The sequence below is a fragment of the Ruegeria sp. CDSA020 genome (assembly GCF_059612345.1).
On the sequence record NZ_JBXWQK010000002.1, the window covers coordinates 223093 to 241285 of the forward strand.

The 18193-nt window shown below is 57.1% G+C and carries 15 protein-coding genes; 10 read left to right on the top strand and 5 right to left on the bottom strand.

Translation table 11 applies throughout. The annotated features are described in order from the left end of the window. Positions 1 to 118: 118 nt before the first annotated feature. Both AC2FJW_RS04105 and AC2FJW_RS04110 read left to right on the top strand, forming a co-directional pair. The gene (locus AC2FJW_RS04105; RefSeq protein ID WP_496749290.1) at positions 119 to 1636 is read left to right on the top strand and encodes a trimethylamine methyltransferase family protein; all 1518 of its coding nucleotides are present in this window, start codon (positions 119 to 121) and stop codon (positions 1634 to 1636) included. A 60-nt stretch (positions 1637 to 1696) separates the two neighbouring features. Beyond that, complete coding sequence (locus AC2FJW_RS04110; protein WP_496702310.1) at positions 1697 to 2665, top strand: agmatinase; 969 nt, start codon at positions 1697 to 1699, stop codon at positions 2663 to 2665. On the opposite strand, the gene AC2FJW_RS04115 is transcribed toward AC2FJW_RS04110, so the two are convergent. The 5 genes from AC2FJW_RS04115 to AC2FJW_RS04135 all read right to left on the bottom strand — a co-directional run bounded on the left by AC2FJW_RS04115 (position 2662) and on the right by AC2FJW_RS04135 (position 8563). Beyond that, positions 2662 to 3636 carry an arginase family protein gene (locus AC2FJW_RS04115; RefSeq protein WP_496701259.1) on the bottom strand — a complete coding sequence of 325 codons (975 nt, stop codon included), beginning with the start codon at positions 3634 to 3636 and terminating at the stop codon, positions 2662 to 2664. The genes AC2FJW_RS04110 and AC2FJW_RS04115 overlap by 4 nt on opposite strands. Before the next feature lie 51 nt (positions 3637 to 3687). Beyond that, positions 3688 to 5277, bottom strand: a complete 1590-nt coding sequence (locus tag AC2FJW_RS04120; RefSeq protein WP_496749291.1) for an ABC transporter permease — start codon at positions 5275 to 5277, stop codon at positions 3688 to 3690. Next, positions 5270 to 6307, bottom strand: a complete 1038-nt coding sequence (locus AC2FJW_RS04125) for a quaternary amine ABC transporter ATP-binding protein (RefSeq protein WP_496705557.1) — start codon at positions 6305 to 6307, stop codon at positions 5270 to 5272. Before AC2FJW_RS04125 ends, AC2FJW_RS04120 begins: the two co-directional genes overlap by 8 nt. A gap of 77 nt (positions 6308 to 6384) precedes the next feature. After that, the gene (locus tag AC2FJW_RS04130) at positions 6385 to 7335 is read right to left on the bottom strand and encodes an ABC transporter substrate-binding protein (RefSeq protein ID WP_496705558.1); all 951 of its coding nucleotides are present in this window, start codon (positions 7333 to 7335) and stop codon (positions 6385 to 6387) included. Between the two features lie 340 nt (positions 7336 to 7675). After that, the gene (locus AC2FJW_RS04135; protein WP_142637763.1) at positions 7676 to 8563 is read right to left on the bottom strand and encodes a LysR family transcriptional regulator; all 888 of its coding nucleotides are present in this window, start codon (positions 8561 to 8563) and stop codon (positions 7676 to 7678) included. 98 nt (positions 8564 to 8661) lie between these two features. On the opposite strand from AC2FJW_RS04135, the gene AC2FJW_RS04140 reads away from it, so the two are divergent. The 8 genes from AC2FJW_RS04140 (at position 8662) to AC2FJW_RS04175 (ending at position 18188) form a co-directional block, all read left to right on the top strand. Beyond that, positions 8662 to 10104, top strand: a complete 1443-nt coding sequence (locus AC2FJW_RS04140) for an aldehyde dehydrogenase family protein (RefSeq protein ID WP_142637761.1) — start codon at positions 8662 to 8664, stop codon at positions 10102 to 10104. Then, positions 10104 to 11078: a membrane dipeptidase gene (locus tag AC2FJW_RS04145; protein ID WP_496749292.1), complete on the top strand. Its 975-nt coding sequence runs from the start codon at positions 10104 to 10106 to the stop codon at positions 11076 to 11078. Before AC2FJW_RS04140 ends, AC2FJW_RS04145 begins: the two co-directional genes overlap by 1 nt. Before the next feature lie 4 nt (positions 11079 to 11082). Next, complete coding sequence (locus AC2FJW_RS04150; protein ID WP_496749293.1) at positions 11083 to 12771, top strand: hypothetical protein; 1689 nt, start codon at positions 11083 to 11085, stop codon at positions 12769 to 12771. After that, complete coding sequence (locus AC2FJW_RS04155) at positions 12768 to 13397, top strand: DUF3726 domain-containing protein (protein WP_496678016.1); 630 nt, start codon at positions 12768 to 12770, stop codon at positions 13395 to 13397. Before AC2FJW_RS04150 ends, AC2FJW_RS04155 begins: the two co-directional genes overlap by 4 nt. Positions 13398 to 13409: 12 nt before the next feature. After that, positions 13410 to 14423 carry an Ldh family oxidoreductase gene (locus AC2FJW_RS04160; protein WP_496749294.1) on the top strand — a complete coding sequence of 338 codons (1014 nt, stop codon included), beginning with the start codon at positions 13410 to 13412 and terminating at the stop codon, positions 14421 to 14423. Between the two features lie 257 nt (positions 14424 to 14680). Beyond that, on the top strand, positions 14681 to 15865 hold the full coding sequence (locus tag AC2FJW_RS04165) for an ROK family transcriptional regulator (RefSeq protein ID WP_496749295.1): 1185 nt from the start codon (positions 14681 to 14683) through the stop codon (positions 15863 to 15865). Beyond that, positions 15862 to 17127: a M20 family metallopeptidase gene (locus AC2FJW_RS04170; RefSeq protein ID WP_496749296.1), complete on the top strand. Its 1266-nt coding sequence runs from the start codon at positions 15862 to 15864 to the stop codon at positions 17125 to 17127. Before AC2FJW_RS04165 ends, AC2FJW_RS04170 begins: the two co-directional genes overlap by 4 nt. An 11-nt stretch (positions 17128 to 17138) precedes the next feature. Further along, positions 17139 to 18188 (top strand): substrate-binding domain-containing protein, encoded by a 1050-nt coding sequence (locus tag AC2FJW_RS04175; RefSeq protein ID WP_496749297.1) that lies wholly within the window; start codon positions 17139 to 17141, stop codon positions 18186 to 18188. The last annotated feature ends 5 nt before the right edge of the window (positions 18189 to 18193 follow it).

Sequence of the window (18193 nt, forward strand, 5' to 3'; positions counted from 1 at the left end):
GCTTGTGCTGAAAAATCGAAACTACGATTGAGGATTCTGAAAGGCGCATTTCCCTTTTGCAGAGACCCCGCATCGCCCTTTACGGTTCCGGGAATTCTGACATGAAAAGGATTGGGCGTTGTCAAAGGGCAGTAAAAGAAGCGGTCGAAATGCGCGTCTTGCGCAACGCGCAGCAGAGCCCGCCATAGATCCGTGCCCCCCCGGGCAAGCCGGCGGTCGCTTTCAACCTTTGACACAGTCCGAAGTCAAACAAATATACAATACCGCCTTAAGGCTTCTGGAAACTCTCGGCATGGGCGAGGTCCCGGACAGGCTGGCCAACGATCTGCGGTCAGCCGGTGCACAAACCGGACAGCAAGGGCGGCTGCTATTTCCTCGAAACATGGTTGAAGACGCTATTGGGTCCGCTGCCAAGACTTTCTCGTTTCATGGCCGGGACGAAGCGCGCTCGATCGAAGTGGGCGGAAATCGTGTGTTCTTTGGCACCGGCGGCGCGGCGGTGCAGACGCTGGATCTGGAGAGCGGCCACTATCGCCCCTCCACGTTGGCCGATCTGCATGATTTCACGCGGCTTCAGGATACGCTGGCCAATGTCAGCTGGTTTACGCGCTGCTGTGTCGCGACTGATCTGCCAGATGTTTTCGATCTGGACGCGAACACGGTTTACGCTCTGGTTCGCAATACCACCAAACCGATTGCCACGTCGTTTACCCTTGCCGAACATGTGGCCCCGATCGTCGAAATGCTCGACATCGTTGCAGGCGGGCCAGGCGAGTTTGCCAAGCGGCCGTTCCTGAAAGCCCACATAAGTCCGGTGATTTCACCACTGCGTTATGGCGAAGATGCGGTGGACGTTGTCTATGAATGTATCGCCCATAATATCCCGATGTCCTGCATTACCGCTGCACAGGCAGGCGCTACCGCCCCTGCAACACTTGCCGGGTTTCTGGCGCAATCTTTGGCCGAGACACTGGCCAGCCTTGTTATGGTCAACGCGATCAAGCCTGGGTTTCCGATGGTGTTTTCGAACTGGCCTTTCATTGTTGATTTACGCACAGGATCCTTCGCAGGTGGCAGCGGTGAGACCGCCATCCTGAACGCGGCGTCGGCACAGATCACTAACGCGCTGGGGCTGCCTTCGGGAGTGGCCGCCTCGATGACTGATGCCAAAGCTGTCGACGCACAGTACGGGGCCGAGAAAGGAATGACCTCGCTGGCTGCAGCGCTGGCCGGGGGCAATCTGATCTACGAAAGCTCGGGCATGACCGCTTCGTTGCTGGGCGTCAGTTTCGAAGGGTTCGTCCTTGACGACGAAATGCACTCTCACACCTATCGCGCTTTGCGCGGCATCGAAGTGACCGACGAAAACCTGGGATTCGACGCCATTTGTCATGCGGTATTGGGCGACGGTCATTTTCTGGGAAGCGCCCACACCTATGCTGCGATGGAACGGGACTACTTCTATCCAGCGCTGGCTGACCGGAACGAACCCCGAACATGGCAAACCGAAGGGGCCGCCGATGCGTGGACGGTTGCCCGCCGGCACGCAAAGGACATCCTGGCACGACATCATCCGCAATACCTGACCGAAGAACAGGACACTGAAATCCGCAGACGGTTTCGCATTCTGTATTAGACTTACGTCGACCGACTCTAGCCAGTAGGCTTGCAGCACATACACTCAGATGAGGCCCTCATGACAAATCCCTTCTTTCAGCCGGTCTCGGCAATGGAGCTTGCGCGTTTCGCTGGTGTCCCCACGTTCATGCGCCTTCCCGAACTGACCCCCAAGGACGACCGGATCAACGAAGTTGATATTGGGATCATCGGGATCCCGTGGGATGGCGGCACCACAAACCGCCCAGGCGCGCGGCATGGGCCTCGGCAGTTGCGCGACTATTCGACCATGATCCGCGCAATGAACCCGGTCACCGGTGTAGCCCCTTTTACTATGGTGAATTGCGCCGATCTGGGTGATGTCGCGCCGAACCCGGTGGACATCGAAGACACCATGAACCGAGTCACGTCTTTCTATGACGATCTGACCGAACGGGGCATAACGCCGCTAACCGCGGGCGGCGACCACCTGACCACCCTGCCCGTCTTGCGTGCTCTGGCCAAGTCGGAGCCGTTAGGCCTTATTCAATTCGACAGCCACACCGACCTGTTCGACAGCTATTTCGGTGGCTACAAATACACCCATGGCACACCGTTTCGTCGTGCCGTTGAAGAGGGCCTTGTGGACCCCAAGCGCTTTGTCCAAGTCGGCATACGCGGGACGGCCTATAACACAGACGATATCGATTGGGCCGAGGCACAGGGCATCCGCATCATCCGCATCGAAGAACTGTTCGACCGCGGCATTGACGATGTCATGGCGGAGGTGCGGGAGATCGTCGGAACAGGTCAGACCTATTGCACCTATGACATCGACTTTGTGGACCCCACCTATGCCCCCGGCACCGGCACGCCAGAGATCGGCGGGCCGAACAGTTTTCAGGCGCAGCAGGTGATCCGCCAGTTAAGCGGCGTCAATCTGGTCGGCGCTGATCTGGTTGAGGTCGCGCCCCCCTTCGATGCCGCTGGGGGCACGGCCTGGCTGGGCATCTCACTGATGTTCGAGCTACTGTGTGTTCTGGCACAGGCCGTAGACGCCCGCCGCTAACCGGTGTTTTCGGCAATCATCGAGATCATCTCGAACATCACCGCCGCCGCGGTCAGGGCGGTGATGTTGTTGGGGCTGTCCTTAGTCGGCATCATGCAAACAACGTCACCGCCGACAATGTTCAAACCGCGCGCGGCACGCAGGATACCCACGGCCTCATCAATATCGAACCCCTTTTCGCCCGGTTCCAGATTAGAAACCGCCGGAGCGATTGTCGGATCAAGGCAATCCAGATCGAAGGTAATATAGACCGGTCGTTCGCCTAGAACCTCTTTGGTCTGCGCCACTACATCTGCAAGCCCGCGCTGACGGAATTCGCGCATGGTGACGATGTTGTACCCATAGTCGTAAGAAGGCTGCAGCCAGTCCAGGCTGCGCGGATGGCCTCGCAGGCCGATTTGCATCGAACGGGCTGGATCAACCTGCCCCTGATCGGCCAGATAAGCCCCCCAATGGGCTGCCGATTTCTTTGCCCCCAAAAAGTGATCGACCTTTGTAAACACATCCGTATGGGCATCCAGATGCAGAAAACTAATCGGCTCTCCTCCAGCCAGCTTCCCACATCCCAGCGCCTGTACGATCCCGCCGGTAATGGAATGGTCACCGCCAACGGATACCGGGCGCGCACCTGCCGCATCTATGTCCTTGTAAAAGGCGGTAATGCGTTCGATGCAGTCTTCGTTGTCGTTGGCGCGCGGAAAGGGTACATCGCCGACATCGGCAATCTTGGCGCGGCTCCAGGGGTCGATCTCAAAAACCGAATGGACCCTGCGCTGTACCGCCGAGACATTCCGCAAGGCGCGCGGGCCCAGATGCTGATCCCTTTCGGTTGTCCCGTTTCCGGTCGAATGCGGCACACCGACAAGTGCAATATCCTGCCCCTCGGGTCCGATATTGGGACAGCGAAACATCGTCGGTATGCCCCACCAGTACAAATTGTCCATCATGGACTGCTCATAGCGGTCGACCATTTCATCCTCCGGTAAAAAAATGCCCCCGGCCTGGGCCGAGGGCATAGAAGTTCAGATTCTTTCGTCTTCTCGCCGGAATGCACCCTGAACAATACGGTCCATGACCATAGCAAGGAACAAAATGGCAAAGCCGCCCAACAGGCCGGGCCCCTTGGCTGCGTATTGCAACGCCTCAAGGATTTCCTTGCCCAGCCCTCCGCCACCGATCAGCGAAATGATCACCACCATCGATAGGCACATTAGGATGGTCTGGTTCACCCCGGTCATGATCGACGGCAAGGCCAGAGGTATCTCGACATCCTTCAGCAACTGCCATTTCGAAGCCCCAAAGGCCACAGCAGCCTCTTTGATACTGTCGGGCACCCCGCGCATGCCCAGCGCGGTCAGTCGGATGACCGGCGGCATGCCAAAGATGATCGTGGCCAGAATGCCGGGCGGGTTGCCGGTGCCAAAGAAGGCGATAATCGGGATCAGATAGACGAAGGCCGGCAAAGTCTGCATCAAGTCCAGCACGGGCTCTGCCGCGCGGTAGGCACGCCTGGACTTGCCAAACCAAATGCCCAGTGGAATGCCAAAAACAACGCATAACAGCACCGCCGCACCGACCAGCGCCACGGTTTCCATCGCCACATCCCAATATCCCAGCAAGGCGATATAGGCCAATGAAGACGCCGTGAAGATCGCCACTCGGGGGCCTGCAGCCCGCCAAGCCGTCACACATATCACCAACATCACAACCGGCCAAGGCGACCCGATCAGCGCAATGGTCAGGGCATCCAGAACCGACCGAACCCCAGCGACGATCCCATCGAATACGTCCCCGCCAGCAAGAGCGGCCGCATCTATCTGCGCCTCCATCCAACTTGCAAGGTTTGAAAACAGGGTCCCGCCGCCCTCACCCAATATCAGTGCGGACACTTCTTTTTCGGGGAATGCATCCAACATGGCCATCGACGCATTGACCGTGAATTTGTAGACAATCAACGGCCCAATCGCCGCAACAAGCACAGCCCCCAGCACCATATTTCGCCTGGACTGACCACTTTCGGTACTGTCCGGATCGGTCCGCCATTTTGAATACTGTTTTTCATAGACGCGGTCGGCATAGAAGCCCTGTGCCAGTTTGAAGACCAGCAGCATCAGCAATCCGGTGATCATGATGCTCAGCGCTTCAGACTGCGCGGCCGCGGCTTTTCCAAAGCTGGTATCGGCGGCTTTCTGGATGTTCTCTGCCAGCTTGGTAAAGCGGTCGATATCGGCCTTTTCTGTCGCGTCAGCCGCCCGGGCCAACAGCTCGTCTGCGCGCGCTTGCTGACGTTCGGCACGTTCCGCCATATCAGCACCCGGGTTGCCCCAGGCACCGCGCCCGATCTGTACCCAGGCGATGATTTCAAGGATCAGGAAGGTCCAGAACATCCCCCATATCGCCCGCGATGCCGACCAAAATGGCCCCAGAACCGCAGCCCAGCGGTTGAACGTATTCGGAACCGCACTGGTTGCGTCATGGATCTTGTGAAACGCCCTGACGTAATAGTCCCCGTTCGGACCTGTGAATTCGTGGATCGAGCGATCCAGCGCCTCGTGGTCGACCTCGATATCCGAGGCGGCGGTGACTTTCACTTCGGTGGTTGCATCAGTCATTTTTGCCCCCCTGAATTCCGCGCAGCAGGCGCGGTTTGGTGACGACGCCTACGTCTTGCCCTGCATCGGTGATGATCACCGGCAGGTCCGTGTTGACGGCAAGGTCGATCAGCTGATCCAGATCGGCCCCCTCATCCGCGCGCGGCGCGCCGTCGGTCGGGCCGGAATAGCTGTCCAGCGGCTCCATGATCGAGTGTGCCTTGACCAGTTTCAGCTTGGATATGCCCTGAACAAACTCGCGCACATAGTCGTCAGCCGGATTCATCACGATGTCTTCCGGTGTGCCGATCTGAACGATGACACCATCTTTCATGATCGCAATCCGGTGGCCAATGCGGATAGCTTCGTCCAGATCATGGGTGATGAACAATGTGGTTTTCTGCAACTGGGCGACCAGCGCTTTGAACTGGTCCTGCAACTGCAGCCTGATCAGCGGATCGAGCGCAGAAAAGGGCTCGTCCATTAACAGGATTTCCGGATCAGAGGCCAGCGCGCGGGCAATTCCAACACGCTGCTGCATCCCGCCCGACAATTCTTTGGGCAGGCGATCTTCGTACCCGGTCAGGTCCACCAAACCCAGCGCATGGTCCGAGACGGCCCAGCGCTTGGATTTGGACACTTTTCGAATTTCCAAAGGATAGGCCACATTGTCTCTGACAGATCTGTGCGGCATCAGCGCCATATGCTGGAAAACCATCCCGATCTGCTGCGCGCGGATACGGCGCAGTTCAGCCTCGGATATTTTGGATACGTCTTGGCCCAGAATCTCGATCTTGCCTGAGGTCGGCTCGATCAAGCGGTTCACGTGGCGCACCAGCGTGGATTTCCCGGATCCCGAAAGACCCATAATGCAGAAGATTTCGCCGCGCGGAACTTCGAAAGACGCACCCTGTACGCCGACCACACAATTATACCTTTCAAGAACTTCAGGCTTTCCAATCCCTTCATCCCGTACTGCGGTCATGGCCTCCTCTGCCCGCGCACCGAAAATCTTCCAGACATCTGTCAGTTTAACGACTGTTTCGGTCATACTTGCCCCTTCAATGCAAAACAGGCCGCCAGGCATTCCCGGCGGCCTATCTGTAATTCAGTTCCGAGCGTTACCGATCACTCTGACATCCAGTTCAGAACCGCATCTTCGTTCGCACCGACCCATTCTTCGGCATATGCGAGCGGCTCTTTGCCATCTATGACAAGCGCATAAGTCATGGCCGAGACAGCGGCAGTATCCAGTTTCATGTTGGACAACAGCCGAGCAACCTCGGGGTACTCATCCTCAAGAGATTTGGCATAGTGAAGGTGCAGATAGGCCAAATCCCAGGCGACACCTGCTTCGGATTTCTCCAGCCAATCCGGATCATCCGTGGGCTGCAGGACATTCCATTTTGCCGCGTCATAGGCTGGCTCTTCCAGGATCTGAAGATCATGAAGTTCAAACACGTAATGCGGCGTATAGCAGAAACCCACCCAAGGCTCACCCGCTTTGATCGCGTTATCAAGGTTCGCATAGGCGACGGTTTCGTCTATCTCGGTCAGTTCCATGACCTGGTCATAGCCATATGATTTGGCCCGGATTTTCTCGACATTGGTCGACGCCCAACCGGGGGCACCGATCCATACTTCGCCCTGCCCGTCGCCATTGCTGTCGAACAGTGCCGCGATGTCGGGATTGGTCAGGTCGTCAATGGACCGGATATCATTGGCATCAGCGGTCGCCTTGTCGACACACATTCCTTGAAACGCCTCAACGCCATTGGAATTGAAGGTAACTGTACCCTTTTCGGTTACATAGGTGTCATGCAGGTTCTGCTGGTTCGGCATCCACACTTCGGGGTGTACGTGCATGGCGCCGGAATCCATCGCCTCGAACACGATCGGGTTGGTGCCATTCTGAAGCTCGACCTCTAGCCCCAGATTTTGTTCGATCGCAACCTTTAGAATGTGCGCTGTTGCATTTACCGATGGCCAGTTCGGCACACCGATCACAATGTCAGCAGCAAAAGCAGGCACAGCGACCATCATCGACGCGCCTCCCAGTAACATATTGAGTTTGTTCATATTATTTCTCCGTGTTGGACGTTCGAGGCGCTGTTCTTCTTACCCTAGGGGCAGCGGTGAGCCTGTCAAACGATATCGGGATGAGGTTCCATCCCCCTTTTCAGCCAATACCCGGGCGCGCCGGTGTGACATGAAAATTCAAACATGCCGACATATAGCCCATCAAGAGCAAGATGCCACAAATCGATTTATGCGGCTTTCTCGCAGGTTAGTTTCGGTTTATTCTGATCTTGATCGATATGACGCCTGAAACAGGTACAGCCGATTCTTGAGTGGGCTTGTCTGCCAGTAATATCTTCTACGCGGCGCCATCTCAGACGAGGGCAAAGGTTTTATCCAGTCAGTCCTCAGATCCCAGTACAAGATCCTGCTTCAGGATGAAGTCCCCAAACGCGTCCGTCAGCGTTTGAAAGCGCGAGCGTTGCGAGACATAAAGATACACCTGCCTTTGATCTTCGAGATCAGCGATAGGACGGAAGACGATAGCCTCAGGGAGAGACCGTGCAACGGTTTGCGGCAAAACCGTCACCCATTCCTCGGTGCGCACCAATGCGATCAGTGAATGGGTGTTCTGAATGGTCACACCGGCCTTCGAAATCGCCGCGTGAAACCGCGGGGACTGAACCAGATCGCACAGAGCATTGCGTATGAAGGGAACCGAAGCCACCTGTTCGATGGTTGGCATCTCCGATTGCTGTGCCAGCGGGTGAGCAGCCGTGCAAACCACCCCAAACCTGTCTTCGAACAATGGCGTGGCTGTGACCCCGTTTAGCGCAAGATACCCGGATGCAATACCGATATCCGCTTTTCCTTGCACAACCGCGTCCAGTACCTGCTGTGTATCGGTATCGCGGAGCTCGATCCTGATATCGGGGAAATGGCTATTCATGTGACTCAGCACCTTGGGAAAGGCAAGAGCCGCCACCGACGGCACAGACACGATCCGCAACAGGCCGTACTCTGCGCTGGCTATTGCCTCGATATCCTGAACTGTTTGATCGAACTGTCTGACCTGCTTCAAAGCCAAATCATGAACCTGCCGACCCACTTCTGACAGTCGATTTTTGCGCTCTCCCTCGAACAGCTTCTTACCCAGGTGCTCCTCAAGCTGCTTCAGCGTCATTGACACCGCCGATTGCGTTCGCCCAAGACGGTCGGCGGCCTCGGTCAGATTACCAGTCTGCACAACCGTGCAAAAACTGCGCAGTGTTTCAATCTTGATCGCCATACTTCAATTTTTCTGCAATTTGTTTCATTTAATTGAGTTTGACTGATGTTCGCCAAAAAATCCATCCTAGGTCAAATGAAATCGCACTGGGGCGTAACGTGACACAACTGAATCTGATTGCTGGCGAATGGCTGGCAGGTGAGTCTGAAATCGAAAACCGCAATCCTTCGGACCTGAGCGATCTGGTCGGCATGTTTGCACAGGCCAGCGCTGACCAGCTTGAGGCGACGCTGGATCAAGCCCGTGTCGCACAGGCTGAATGGGCCGCCTATGGCATCGAACGGAAGCAAGCTGTTCTGAACGCTATCGGCAATGAAATGATGGCCCGGGCCGAAGAACTGGGTACGCTCTTGGCGCGCGAAGAAGGCAAGCCGCTGGCCGAAGGCAAAGGCGAAGTGTTCCGCGCCGGGCAGTTCTTTACCTACTACGCAGCTGAATGCCTGCGTCAAATCGGTGAGAACGCGGATTCTGTGCGCCCCGATATCGAAGTAGACGTTCGCCGCGAAGCTGTCGGCGTTGTCGCCATCATCAGCCCATGGAACTTCCCTACCGCGACTGCCTCGTGGAAGATTGCTCCGGCGCTGTGTTATGGCAACGCGGTTGTGTGGAAACCCGCCAACATCACCCCGGCATCCGCTGTCGCACTGACCGAAATCATCGAACGTCAGGACATCCCCAAAGGTCTGTTCAGTCTGGTCATGGGTTCGGGGCGCAGCATCGGGCAACGCCTGGTCGAAAGCCCCAAGGTCAATGCAATTTCCTTTACCGGGTCAGTCCCGGTCGGCAAGGGTATCGCAGCAGCCGCCATCCAGAACCTGACCAAAGTTCAGATGGAAATGGGATCAAAAAACGCGCTGGCTGTGATGGACGATGCCGATCTGGATCTGGCCGTTACTCTGGCATTGGGAGGAGCGTTTGGCGGCACCGGACAGAAATGCACGGCGTCTTCGCGCCTTGTCGTGCATGCGGGTATCCATGACGCGTTTGTCGAAAAGCTGGTGGCCGGTGCGCAAGCGATGAAGGTCGGCCACGCGCTGGAGGAAGGCGTGCAGATGGGTCCCGTCGTCAGCCAACAGCAGCTGAGCGAAAACCTGGCCTATGTTGATCTGGGCAAATCCGAAGGAGCCGAGCTGGCCTGTGGTGGAACCCGGCTGGAGATGCCTCATGACGGGTTCTACATGTCGCCGGGCGTGTTTCTGAACACCAACAACGACATGCGCATCAACCGCGAAGAAATGTTCGCGCCCCTGACCTGTGTCATCAAGGTTGGCAGCTATGACGAAGCGCTGAGCGTCGTCAACGACACCAACTTTGGCCTGACCTCGGGCATCGTGACCAAATCGCTGGCCCGCGCCACGCATTTCCGTCGCAATGCGCGCACTGGTGTTGTGACTGTGAACCTGCCCACTGCAGGCACCGACTACCACGTGCCTTTTGGCGGCCGCGGCGACAGCTCTTACGGGCCACGCGAACAGGGTAAGGCTGCGGCCGAGTTCTATACCACGGTCAAAACCGCCTATATCAGCGCGGGCCCCGTGTGATGCGGATCGACGGGCTACAATATGCCAACTGGTCGGAAAAGATTTTCCGCCAACTGCGTGACGGGGGCGTGGACGCGATCCACGTCACCATCTCGTACCACGAGAACTTTCGCGAAACGGTTCTGAATTTCGAGAAATGGAACCGCTGGTTCGAACAATACCCGGACCTGATCATGAAAGGGCGCTGGGCCAGCGATATCGATACGGCTCGTAAAACGGGCCGGACGGCTGTGTTCTTTGGCTTTCAGAACCCCTCGCCCATCGAAGACGATATCGGGCTAGTCGAAATCCTGCACGATCTTGGCGCCCGTTTCATGCAGCTGACCTATAACAACCAGTCCTTGCTGGCGACCGGCTGTTATGAGGCCGAAGACACAGGCATCACCCGTATGGGCAAGCAGGTGATCAAAGAGATGAACCGCGTAGGTCTTGTAGTGGACATGAGCCATTCGGCGGACCGTTCCACCATCGAGGCCGCAGAATGGTCCGAGCGTCCCATAGCCATCACTCACGCGAACCCGTATGATTGGTCGCCCGCGCTGCGTAACAAGCGTGACGATGTCATTCGTGCTGTGACGGAAAATGGCGGGATGCTTGGCTTTTCGGTTTATCCCCACCATCTGAAAGATAAATCCGACTGCACGCTGGACAGTTTTTGCGAGATGATCGCACGCGCCGCCGACAAATACGGCGCGCAGCATCTGGGGATCGGTACAGACCTGTGTCAGGATCAACCCGACAGCATTGTGGAATGGATGCGGGTTGGCCGCTGGACCAAGGAAATCGACTATGGCGAGGGATCCGCTTCGGCACCAGGCTTTCCGCCCATGCCGGGCTGGTTTCAGGACAACCGAGATTTTGGGAACATCGAACAAGGGTTACGCGCGACCGGCCTGAACGATGACGAAGTGGCCGGGATCATGGGCAGGAACTGGTATCAGTTCTTTGCCGAGAACTTCGTCCCACAAGGGTAACACTATGAATACACGCGTGCAGACTGAAAATGTCAGACGTGATCCCGCGATGGTCATGCGGCTGTCGCGGCTGGGCTCGCTGCATCAATGCCGTCTCAGCTTCATGCGGCAACTGACCCGCCGTATGGCGCAGGAAAACTGGAGTTTTTCCCGCCCTGCGTTCGAGATTGACGAACACGGCGTTGGCCATGCGGTCTATACCGCGCAAGGCCCTGATCACGCATATTCTCTTGTGGCGTTTGCCCATGATCTGCCGCCCGAAAAACGCTCGGACCGGGTCATCGCCGAGGCCTGGGATGCCACCTTCGCGCTATTTGACGGCATTCCGACGGCGGATGATATTCACCGCCTGTCGCAAAACGTACCAGTGCAAGAGGCCGGTCGCGTCAGCGAGTCAGAACTGTCATTGTCGCGCGCCAACCGGTCAGTCCGCCTGTGGGCACATGTGGTCGACCGTCTGGCCGCTGGTCAACAACCCGATCTGGAACAGATTTATCAGGTTGGCTACCTGATGCGGACAACCGCCGTGTATGGTTCCGGCAAGTTTGGGGCTGCAGATCGCGAGAAAACAGCCAGTCGCCCCGAGGTCAACGGCCCGTTCCAGACCGAGATGTTGTCGGTCTACCTGACCCGGACCTTTGTGCGCGATCTGGTGCAGCATATGGCCCAAGTGAAGGGCGGCGATCAAACCGCGCAGTTAGATCCTCAGATCGCCAGTTGGCTCGGCATTGGCAATTCCACAGGTCTGGGCATGGCACCGTTCATCGTCAACCATCCGATCTTGTTCAACAACTGGATCATGGCGCGAGAGGAAGCCATCGCCCGCGTACGGTCGCTCTTGACCGCCTCGGAAGATGAGGCCCGTCAATTCCGTGGCATCTATGATCGTAGCAAACTCTCAATGTCCTGGTGGCAGTCTGAGCATCCGGTCCAGCGCGATAAGCTGGCGGCGCTCAACAACGATCTGCAGGCAATCTCTGGGTATCTGGACAGGGATGATCTGACGCAGAACCAACCCTGGGATCGGTTGATCCTGTGGTCGCAATCCGCGCTGAGCGAGGAGGGCCAGGAACTGCTCGCCTCGCTTATCCTTGAGCCCTATAGCGAATTGGTCGATGGGCTGAGCTGTTGTATGGCCGACAGCAATTCAAGTGCCCATGTGATTGATGGATCAATGTCGGTAGGCGCTGCGCGCGATCTGATCAGTAACAGTTTTGGCTGGGCCTTGGATCTGGATTGGAACGCAGCGGAAAACTGTGCGCGGGCCTGGTATGTCTCCGAGGAGAAGCTGGAGCCGCGACTGGGTGAGCGCTTTGAGGAACCGATAGCCGGTTACGAACAGCCCCTTGCCCCGGCCCGTGACGCCGCGATGGCGTATAAGGCGCTTGCCGAATGGGATACTCGCTCCTCCGTTGCAGAGTTTCTGCTGCGCCATCCTGAACATCGTCACACCCTGCGCCGCGCTCAAATGAGCCGAGTAGCCCCCTATGGTGAAATCCACGACAATACGATCAGCGCCACTGTCCTGCCTATCGACATGCTGCGGGCCAAGCTGTCGTTTTTTGGGGCAACGCATTTTGACCCCCGGTCGGACCGCTGGGTGCGGATCTGCATGTATTCCGGCGCACCATATCCTGATGAGCTAACGCCGGAAAATGCCGATCTGTGGGTTTATCCGGAGTTGCCGCAATGACCTATTCACTGAACGAGATCGAAGCCACCTCTAAACGCGCTGCCCGAGGGGCCGGGTATGCCTGGGGTCTGGCAGAAGAGGCCGCCAAGGCCACACGCTGGTTGTGCGGGCATGGGCTGGACGGGACGGCAGAGCTGGCCCACCTGCTGGACTTGGGTTTGGCTGCGGCGCCGGCAGATCACAGACCAGATGCGATGCAGGGCCCATGGCAGGGCAAGGGCGCTTTGTGCCCTCTGGCCACTGGCACCTTGCTGTCGGATTGTGCCGAACAGCTGCGCGCCGGACCGGTTGAGATGGCCAACATTGCAATCCCTGCCCTGTTACTGCCCTTTGCTGCCTATGCGGCACGTGAACTCAAGGGCTGTGTGGTGCTTGATTGTGATGGGCATCTGGCGGCATGTGATGGGTATTCGGTGTCGACCCCAGATACTTTACCCGCCCAGGCGCGCAGGGTGGTGGTTTCGCTGGGGGAACAGCGCACAGGCCCCCGCCCACATCAGACCCGCGCCGCCCCGACTGATCAGGCTTGGGCAACGCTGAATCGCTTTGCCCACCGCACCTATGCCCCCGCAACCGAGGAATCCCGCCTGCTGGGTGCAGGGGCCGGGCTTTCTGATAATGACTGATGAGGTACTGATTTGACCGAGACCCGGACCCTTACTCTGAACGAAATCGAAGACCTGTCGTTTCGCGCGCTTGTTGCTGCGGGGACTTCACCGGAAAACGCCCGCCCGCTGGCGGTTGCGACCGCGGCAACCGAGGCGGACGGCGTGGCAAGCCATGGGCTGGCCTATATCCCGATCTATTGTGAGCATGTCCAATGTGGCAAGGTCGACGGGCTTGCCAAACCGGTCATGACACGGCCCAAGCCAAGTGTAGTTACCGTAGATGCCGCAACCGGATTTGCCCATTCAGCCATCGATCTCGGGTATGAGACGCTGATCACCGCTGCGCGCGAACAGGGCGTTGCCGTGCTGAGCATCTGCAACAGCTATAACTGCGGCGTGCTGGGCTATCACACCTATCGTCTGGCACAGGCCGGGCTTGTCGGGCTTGGTTTTACCAACGCGCCAGCCTCGATCGCGCCATCGGGTGGCGCAAAGCCGGTTGTAGGGACCAACCCCTTTTCCGTTGCCGTACCCGGTACAGATGGGCAACCCGCCCTGCTGATCGATCAAAGCGCCAGTACAATCGCCAAGAGCGAGGTCATGAAACATGCCAGAGAAGGAAAGCCAATCCCCGTTGGGTGGGCATTGGACGCCGAGGGCAACCCGACCACTGATCCCAATGTGGGCCTCAAGGGCTCCATGGCACCTTCTGGTGGGTACAAGGGCGTCGGTGTGGCCCTTCTGACCGAAGTTATGGCGGCCGCTCTTACAGGGGCCACTCTGGGCATCAACGCCTCGCCCTTTTCCGGAACCGCTGGCGATCCGCCTAAGACCGGACAGTTTTTCATTGCGATCGACCCTGTGGCGACATCGTCGTCGGGTGGCTTTGCTCAGGGCATCGAGGAACTCGTCGGTGCCATTCGATCGCAAGACGATGCACATTTGCCTGGCGATGGCCGACGCGCAAAACGCGTCGCCTCGGCCACACAAGGCGTGGCTGTAAATATTGCGACCCTTGAAAAGATCGAGACCATCTTGGGATAAGCCGGTTTTCTTAGCCCGCAATCAGATTCTTTCTGGTTCGGGCACCCTTACCCAAACCTTCTGACCCAGCACCGAATTTCAGAACGGCTTCCAAGCCTTTAGCCAAAATTCAACCCGGACGCAGCAGGCTCATTTTTCGTATTTCATGCTTTAGCGCAGAAAAACGGGGTTGACTCAAATCGCACTCCATATTTAGTTCGGTAACAGAACGAATAAATGGAATCGACGTGGCAGCGCAGACGAAAATCTCTCGACGAATGTCTCAAAGTGCGGTCGTTCAGGCGATTGCGACCTATGGGCCCATTTCGCGCGCCAGCGTGTCGAAGCTGACCGGTCTTTCGAAACAGACAATCTCGGAAATTGTCGGAAACCTAGAAAGCGATGGCTGGGTGCGGACAGTCGGTCAGACCGAGGGGCATGTCGGACGCCGCGCTGTGGTATATGAAATCGCTCCGGATGCGGCAACGGTCGCCAGCGTCGATCTGGGTGGAACAAAGATCAGGGTCGCACTATGCGATCTGACCGGTCGCGTTCTGGCCGAGCGCGTAGAGCCGACAGAACAAAGCGGCGGCAGACAAGTGGTCGATCAGGTTGCCCGTATGGTTCGCGCAACCGCAGACGACCCCCAATGCCCGTCAGGCGAATTGAAAATAGCTGTCGTCGGTGTCCCAGGCGTGCCGGACAGCAGGACCGGCGCGGTCCTGATGGCGCCTAACATAACCGGGCTGGATCAGATTGATCTTGCTGGCACTTTGAACGAACGGCTTGGGATAGAAATCCTTGTCGAAAATGACGTGAACCTTGCCGCTCTGGGCGAGCATTGGATGGATCATCGAAGCGACCAGGATGACCTGGTCTTCGTTTCCGTCGGAACCGGAATTGGTGCAGGAATCGTCGTCGGAGGTATTTTGTTGCGCGGCGCATCTGGTGCAGCTGGCGAAATAGGTTTTCTTCCCTTTGGTGCCGATCCCATTGCAAAGGAAAGCCATAAAATAGGCGCGCTGGAACGCGTAACCGCCACTGATGCAATCATTGGCGGATACAGGACGCTCACGGGCAAAACTTGCTCAGTTCCTGCGATCTTTGAGGCTGCCAACAACGGCGACAAAGCAGCCGAGCAAACGCTGGACAATGTCGCTTATCAGATCGCGCGGGCTTCGGCGTCGATTGTAGCGGTCCTTGATCCGTCCCTTATCGTGATGGGGGGCTCTATCGGCGCGCGTGACGAGTTGATGCACCGGATCAGACGCTTTGCCGCCCAGTGCTACCCCCGTGAAATAGAGATCCAGCCCTCAAAGCTGGGTCCGCATGCTGCCCTTGCCGGAGGTGTGTCTATAGCCCTGTCGCACCTACATATTTCTCTTTTCGCCGAGGGTCAGAAAGGTGCCGAGATCAACGTACCACCTCCAGCGCTCGATACCTTCAAGGCAAGTATGTCATGACCGCTAAGGCTCTTTCAGAACGCTTGCGTCAAGAACAGGATGCTGATGCAGACCTGACTCTGTTGCGCGATGCCCTGTCCATCGAAAGCGTGACGGGCAATGAAACACGTTTTGCGCGTTTTCTGGACCAGCAACTTATGGCCCTGGGGCTGAATACCGGACGGGGCTGTTTCGCGGGTGAACGCGAAAATGTCTGGGGAATTGCTTCTGTGGAGGGACCCAACCTCATGATTTTGGGCCATACGGATACGGTGCATGTCCGGGGCTGGGAGGAATACTGGGAAGACGATGCACGCAAAAATCCATTCGGCGCGACCGAAAAGGACGGGCACATCTGGTCACGTGGGGCAAGCGACCTCAAGGGTGGGATTTGCGCTGCGATTGCCGGGTATCGCCTGCTGCAAAAACTTGGCGTTATGCCTTCAGCCAATCTGACCTTTGCCTTCATCGGTGACGAAGAAAGCGGTGAACCTGGCAGCGGCGTCAGCGCCGGGGCGAAAGATCTGGTTGGACGCATCAAGTCCGCCGAAATCCCCCGTCCTGATTTCGCGATCTATGTCGAGCCAACGAGTTTGGACATTTATTCCGCCCAGATCGGGTTCTTTATCGCCGAGATCACGATAACTGGAAAAACAGCTTATTTCGGCCGACCCGAATTGGGGGTCGATGCATTGAAAGCAACGCATACACTTCTGTCGAAAATCTGGGATCATGAAAAAGAACTGAACGCGGGCCCGCGTCATGACCTTGTCGGTGCCTCTTCTGTTCTGGTGACGCATATCAATGGCGGCGGGTTTATCGCAGTGCCCGGAGAATGCAGGCTCTCGCTAATCCGGAAACTTAGACCTGGCGAAATGCTTGATGATGCAGTAGCAGCATTGGAAATAGCGCTTGGCCTGGATCGCCTACCTACAGGTATAGAGGTGTGCATCGACTACCCAGCCGGTCGTGATCATCCCAAGGGCGGCTCACCAGTTGAAAACGACCCCGATACTGAGGCGGTTCGCCTGTTGCAGAACTGTGTACAGCAAACTCTGTCCCGAAAAGTAGAAATCGGCGGCGCGCCCTACTGGTCTGAGATGCCATTTTTAACAGAACAGATCGGCTGTCCAACCGTTTACTGCGCACCGGGTGATATCGCCGTGGCGCATACTTTTAAAGAACGAATTGAGGTCGAAGAATACCTCGCCGCCGTCCGGGCCTTTGCGCTTTTCATAGCGCAGTTCGGTGCGTCGGACACGCTCGTAATGCATCCAACCTGAGGAGGACAAACATGTCACTTGTTAGAAGCACATTTGCCGCTACCGCGATGTTCGCGCTGGCGGGCAGCTTATACGCCGAAACCATCGGTCCAGCGGGGGAAAGTGCCACCCCTTCATCAATGGTTGTTGTCGCTGATGATGATGTCGAAAAGGTGAAAGAGGCTGGATATTCAGCTGCTTTGCTGTGGCATGACCAATCCGACTTTGTGAATGCGGTAACAGCAGGTGCCAGCGATGAATTTGCGCGTCTGGGGATCGAGGTCGTTGCCGTGACAAGCGCAGGATTTGATGCTGCAAAACAACGTAGCGATATCGAGACGGTCATGGCCAAATCGCCCAATATCATTCTGTCGCTTCCTCTGGACCCGGTGACCTCTGCCGCAGCATTTGCAGAGGCAAAAGAGGCCGGAGTTGCCCTAAGTTTCCTCTCGAACCTGCCGGCCGGCTACAAGCACCCGGACGACTATGCGGCAATCGTGACGGATGACCTGTTTCAGATGGGCAAACAAGCGGCGGATGCGCTTGCGGCTGCCATGGGCAATGAAAGAACAGTTGGATGGATTTATCACGACGCAGATTATTACGTAACCAATCAGCGCGACAACGCTTTCAAGACCACGATTGAGAACGACTATCCGAACATCACAATCGTTGCAGAACAAGGCATATCTGATCCTGCGCGCGCCGAAGAGATTGCCAATGCGATGCTGCTGAAAAACCCAGACCTGGGTGGAATCTACGTAACCTGGGCTGGTCCGGCAGAGGGTATTCTTGCAGCGCTGCGGACGAACGGAAACACCTCGACCAAGATCGTGACATTGGATCTGTCAGAGCCGATTGCCCTTGATATGGTTCAGGGTGGCAATGTCGCGGCGATTGTTGCCGATGAAGCCTATGAACTGGGGCGTGCAATGGCCGCCAGTGCCGTGCTCGACCTTCTGGGCGAGGACGTACCATCCTTTGTTGTAGCCCCTGCATTGACAGTGACAGCGGACAACGTTGCCGATGGATGGCAAAACTCGCTGAATATTGATGCACCAGCCAGTCTGACATCGAAGTAGAGACC

Coding starts and splice junctions, on each gene's coding strand:
- AC2FJW_RS04150 (WP_496749293.1), top strand. CDS start 11,083: ATGAATACACGCGTGCAGACTGAAAATGTCAGACGTGATCCCGCGATG.
- AC2FJW_RS04175 (WP_496749297.1), top strand. CDS start 17,139: ATGTCACTTGTTAGAAGCACATTTGCCGCTACCGCGATGTTCGCGCTG.
- AC2FJW_RS04155 (WP_496678016.1), top strand. CDS start 12,768: ATGACCTATTCACTGAACGAGATCGAAGCCACCTCTAAACGCGCTGCC.
- AC2FJW_RS04130 (WP_496705558.1), bottom strand. CDS start 7,335: ATGAACAAACTCAATATGTTACTGGGAGGCGCGTCGATGATGGTCGCT.
- AC2FJW_RS04145 (WP_496749292.1), top strand. CDS start 10,104: ATGCGGATCGACGGGCTACAATATGCCAACTGGTCGGAAAAGATTTTC.
- AC2FJW_RS04115 (WP_496701259.1), bottom strand. CDS start 3,636: ATGGTCGACCGCTATGAGCAGTCCATGATGGACAATTTGTACTGGTGG.
- AC2FJW_RS04120 (WP_496749291.1), bottom strand. CDS start 5,277: ATGACTGATGCAACCACCGAAGTGAAAGTCACCGCCGCCTCGGATATC.
- AC2FJW_RS04135 (WP_142637763.1), bottom strand. CDS start 8,563: ATGGCGATCAAGATTGAAACACTGCGCAGTTTTTGCACGGTTGTGCAG.
- AC2FJW_RS04110 (WP_496702310.1), top strand. CDS start 1,697: ATGACAAATCCCTTCTTTCAGCCGGTCTCGGCAATGGAGCTTGCGCGT.
- AC2FJW_RS04125 (WP_496705557.1), bottom strand. CDS start 6,307: ATGACCGAAACAGTCGTTAAACTGACAGATGTCTGGAAGATTTTCGGT.
- AC2FJW_RS04165 (WP_496749295.1), top strand. CDS start 14,681: ATGTCTCAAAGTGCGGTCGTTCAGGCGATTGCGACCTATGGGCCCATT.
- AC2FJW_RS04170 (WP_496749296.1), top strand. CDS start 15,862: ATGACCGCTAAGGCTCTTTCAGAACGCTTGCGTCAAGAACAGGATGCT.